The organism is Kitasatospora sp. NPDC004799 (assembly GCF_040609095.1).
Taxonomy (GTDB): Bacteria; Actinomycetota; Actinomycetes; order Streptomycetales; family Streptomycetaceae; genus Kitasatospora.
In genome coordinates this window covers 1-4,616 of the sequence record NZ_JBEXJK010000547.1, presented here as the reverse complement: position 1 = coordinate 4,616, position 4,616 = coordinate 1, and the positions used below count along the sequence as shown (strand labels likewise).

Annotated in this window: 2 protein-coding genes and 1 pseudogene; all 3 read right to left on the bottom strand. The window is 73.9% G+C overall.

Translation table 11 applies throughout. The features are described from left to right. Positions 1–219: 219 nt before the first annotated feature. Positions 220–2,010: a GMC family oxidoreductase gene (locus ABZW03_RS37685; protein WP_355268910.1), complete on the bottom strand. Its 1,791-nt coding sequence runs from the start codon at positions 2,008–2,010 to the stop codon at positions 220–222. A gap of 158 nt (positions 2,011–2,168) precedes the next feature. Next, a complete protein-coding gene (locus ABZW03_RS37680) occupies positions 2,169–3,800 on the bottom strand; it encodes a succinic semialdehyde dehydrogenase (protein ID WP_355268908.1) in 1,632 nt (543 codons plus the stop codon). Positions 3,801–3,896: 96 nt separating this feature from the next. After that, positions 3,897–4,616, bottom strand: a pseudogene (locus ABZW03_RS37675) (hypothetical protein); the annotation flags it as partial.

The following is a 4,616-nucleotide window of genomic DNA, read 5'->3' as shown; positions in this document are numbered from 1 at the left end:
GGCGGAGGCAGCGGCGGGGGCGGCGCCGCCGGCCGCCCGCAGGACGCGCAGGCGGGCGCCCCTTCCGCCGATTCCGCACCGCACGATCCGCAGTTGGCCATGGACCGGTTTCCCCCCGCTCGACGAGTCCCTGGCTCCCAGGGAGCCCGTTTATCCCATCGGATCCGAACGGATGTCAACCGGGAAGCGGGGCAGGCGGATCGGCCCGCCGGACGGGGTTCAGCCGCGCTTCTTCGGGACCTCCGGGACGGGCAGCAGCGGCAGCCGCAGCGCGCCGAACGCGCCCTCGGGCACGGCCGGCCGCACCGGCGCCACCGCGGCGACCCGCCGGTACTCCTCGCCCTGGGCCGGGCGCCGGTCCGCCTCGCCCTTGTTCGGCCACATCGACATGGCGCGCTCGGCCTGCGCGGTGATGGTGAGCGAGGGGTTGACGCCGAGGTTGGCGGAGACGGCCGACCCGTCCACCACGCTGATCCCCGGGTAGCCGTACAGCCGGTGGTACGGGTCCACCACGCCGGTCTCCGGGGCGTCGCCGATCGGGCAGCCGCCCAGGAAGTGCGCCGTCATCGGGATGTCGAAGATCTCGCCGACGGTGCTCCCCGGGAAGCCGTTGATCTCGTCGGCCAGCGCCTGGGCGCCCTGCTCGGCGGCCGGGATCCAGGTCGGGTTGGGCTCGCCGTGGCCCTGGGCGGAGGTGAGCCGGGCCTTGCCGAGCGGGCCCTTCTTCAGCGAGACGGTGATCGAGTTGTCCAGCGACTGCATCACCAGGCCGATGATCGTCTTCTCGGACCACCGGCGCTGGTTCATCGAGCGGGCGAAGGTCACCGGGTGGAGCGCCGAGTTGCCCAGGTAGCGCAGCCAGCGCGGGACCGCCCCACCGCCCCGGACCTGGGCGATGGACAGCGCGCCCATCGCGTTGGAGCCCTTGCCGTAGCGGACCGGCTCGATGTGGGTGTTGGCGTCCGGGTGGATCGAGGAGGTGATCGCCACGCCCTTGGTGAAGTCCGCCTTGCTGCCGTAGCGCCGGTCGGTGGTCTGCGCGCCCACCAGCGCCTCGGAGTTGGTGCGGGTCAGCTCGCCCAGCCGCGCCGAGATCCGGGGCAGGTGGCCGCCGTCCCGCATCCGGTGCAGCAGCGACTGGGTGCCGTAGGTGCCGGCCGCGACCACCACCCGGGCCGCGGTGAGGGTCCGCGCGCCCGCCTTGACCCGGTCGGTCCTCGAGCGGGAGTCGGTGCGCCGCACGTCCACCGCGTAGCCCTCGCCGAGCTCCCGGATCCGGGCCACCGTGGTGAGCGGGTGGATCTCCGCCCCGCCCTGCTCCGCCAGGTACAGGTAGTTCTCGGTGAGCATGTTCTTGGCGCCGTGCCGGCAGCCGGTCATGCACTCGCCGCACTCGACGCAGGCCTTGCGGGCCGGGCCGGCGCCGCCGAAGTACGGGTCGGCCACCTCGCCCCCGGGGGCCGCCTTGGCGGTGCCGTCGGTGTCCTCGCCGTCGCCGAAGAAGACCCCGACCGGCGCCATGTGGAAGGTGTCCCCGACGCCCATCCGCTCGGCGGCCGCCTTGAGGTGGACGTCGGAGGGGGTGAGGGTCGGGTTGAGCCGGACCCCGAGCATCCGCTGCGCCTGGTCGTAGAACGGCGCCAACTCCTGCTGCCAGTCGGTGATGTGGCGCCACTGGCGGTCCTCGAAGAAGGCCTTCGGCGGCACGTACAGGGTGTTGGCGTAGTTCAGCGAGCCGCCGCCGACCCCGGCACCGGCCAGGATCAGCACGTTGGCCAGCAGGTGGATCCGCTGGATGCCGTACAGCCCGAGCTGCGGCGCCCACAGGTAGTTCGGCAGGTCCCAGGAGTTCCTGGGCAGTTCGTCCCGGTCGAAGCGCCGCCCGGCCTCCAGGACGGCGACCCGGTAGCCCTTCTCGGTCAGCCGCAGGGCCGCGACCGAACCGCCGAAGCCGGACCCGACCACCACCACGTCGTAGTCGAACTCCGCCGCACCGCCGGACTGCACCATCTGCCACCGCTCCTTCGCCGGGTGAACCTGCCTGTGGGAACCGCGAGTCGGGGCCCCGCACGGTGGCGGAGCCCTCGGGGCCCGTCTTCAAACCCGCGTCTGCGGGGCCCTCCGGGCGGACGACGGGAGTTTGAGGACGGACCCCTGTGCCGCCAGGGCTACCTGAGGCGCAGCGCCTTGAGCACCCGCAGCCCGCCGGTCATCACGGCGGCGAACTGCTTGTCGTCCAGGCCGAACGAGGGCGCGATCGGCATCAGCCGCTGGGTCGCGACGGTCTGCGCCTCGGTGAACCGCAGGATGCCCTCGGCGCCGTGCCGGCGGCCCAGCCCGGAGTCGCCCATGCCGCCCATCGGCGAGCCGATCGAGCCGTACGCGGCGGCGTAGGCCTCGTTGACGTTGACCGTGCCGGTGCGCAGCCGGGCCGCGACCGCCCGGCCGCGCCGGAGGTCCCTGGTCCAGACGCTGGAGTTCAGGCCGTACGGCGTGGAGTTGGCGGCGGCCACCGCCTCCTCGTCGGTGTCGAAGCGGTACAGCGAGACGACCGGGCCGAAGGTCTCCTCGGCGCAGACCGCCATGTCCGGGGTGACGCCGTCGAGGATGGTCGGCTCGTAGAAGAACGGGCCGAGGTCCGGCCGGGCGCGCCCGCCGGCCACCACGGTGGCGCCCGCCTTGACCGCCTCGTCGACGTGCCGGGTGGTGGTCTCCAGCTGGCGGACGGAGACCAGCGAGCCCATGTCCGCGCCGTACGCGAGGCCGCCGCCCAGGCGCAGCGCCCGGGTGCGGGCGGCGAAGCGCTCCAGGAACTCGTCGGCCACCGAACGGTGCACCAGCAGCCGCTCGATCGAGATGCAGAGCTGCCCGGCGGAGGAGAAGCAGGCCCGGACGGCGCCCGCGGCGGCGGCGTCGAGGTCGGCGTCGGCGAGCACCACCATGGCGTTCTTGCCGCCGAGTTCGAGCGAGGCGCCGACCAGCCGGGCGGCGGCGCGCTGGGCGACGTCGCGGCCGGTGCGGGTGGAGCCGGTGAACGAGACGTAGTCGGCGTGCTCCACCACGGCGGGGCCGATCACCGGGCCGTCGCCGATCACGACCTGCCACAGGTCGGCCGGCAGCCCGGCCTCGACCAGCAGCTCGCGGGCCCACAGCGCGGTCAGCGCGGTCTGGGTGTCGGGCTTGTTGACCACCGCGTTGCCGGCCACGAAGGCGGGCAGGGCGTCGCCGACGGACAGCTCCAGCGGGTAGTTCCACGGCGAGATGTGGCCGATCACGCCCTTCGGGCGGCGGGCCTCGACGGCGTGGGTGAGCACCGGCAGCGCGCCGCCGCGGCGCTTGTCCCTGAGGTACCCGTGCGCGGCCCGGCCGTAGTGCCGGGCGGCCATGGCGACGGCCAGCACCTCCTCGAAGGCGTGCAGCCGGGCCTTGCCGGTCTCCGCCTGGACGAGGTCGAGCACCTCGTCCTGCCGCTTGAGCAGCAGGTCGTGGAAGCGCAGCAGGGCGGCGGCCCGGCGGCGCACCGGCAGCGCGGCCCAGGCCGTCTGGGCGCGGCGGGCCAGCTGGAAGGCGACCTCGACGTCGGCCGGGGTGGACCGCGGCAGGCTGGCCAGCCGCTCGCCGGTCAGCGGGGCGACGGTCTCCACCAGGTCGGGCTCGCCGGTGGCGGTGACGCCGGCGGCCAGTCTGGCGACCAGGGACGGCGGGACGGCCGCGGCGACCGTCCGGGCTCCGCCGGGGGCCGCCGGGTTGCCGGCGCCGGGGTGTTCGGGGGCCACTGCGTCTGCTGTGAGGTCCGACATACGGCGCAGCCTAGGCGTTCGGCGGCCGGTCCGGTACCCGTCGGTAACAAGAATCTGCCGCAGTCGGGCGAAAGCGGGCGCTCCGCCCGGCCGCGGTCAGCGGATCGGGGTGAAGGCGTTGAGCACCGCGTTGAAGCGCTGCTCGGCCTCGGTCCACTCGTTGCCCCTCTCCGGGCTGGACGAGTAGATCGCGTAGCTGGTGCCGTCCTGGCCGATGAACTCGGTCTCGATCGCGCGCCGGCGGCCGCCCTCCTTGGCCAGGTAGCTGAACTCCCAGACCGCCGCCTCCTGGCCCTTCACCGCCGAAGCGGCCATCCGGTGCTGCTTGTAGTCCTTGAGCGACTTGGAGACGTTGGCCTCCAACTGCCGCATGTGGTCCAGCGGCTTGACCGACTGGCCGACGGTGACGGCGAACTGGAGGTAGTGCAGCTTGTTGTCGGGGCTGTAGAAGATCTGGTTGTCCCCGGCGGTGATCCGCTGCCAGGACGGCGTCCCGTTCGGCAGCGGGAAGCGGAAGCCCGCCGGGTCGTCGACCCAGTGGTAGCCGCTGGGCGGTGCCACCGCGGGGGTGACGCTGCTGGTGGGCTCGGGCCCGGTGGTCTCGGCGGCGGTCGGCGTCGGGTCGACGGGGGTGTCGCCGTGCACCACGGACCGGGTGGCGAGGAAGGTGCCCGCGGCGGCCAGCAGGCCGACGGCCACCGCGATGCCGACGACCTTCAGCAGGTTGCAGCGGCGGCGACAGCTGCACGGTGACCCGGACGGTCTGCGCCGTGCTGCCGTCGGTCCGCACCGTGTACCCGTGCACGCCCTGCCGGT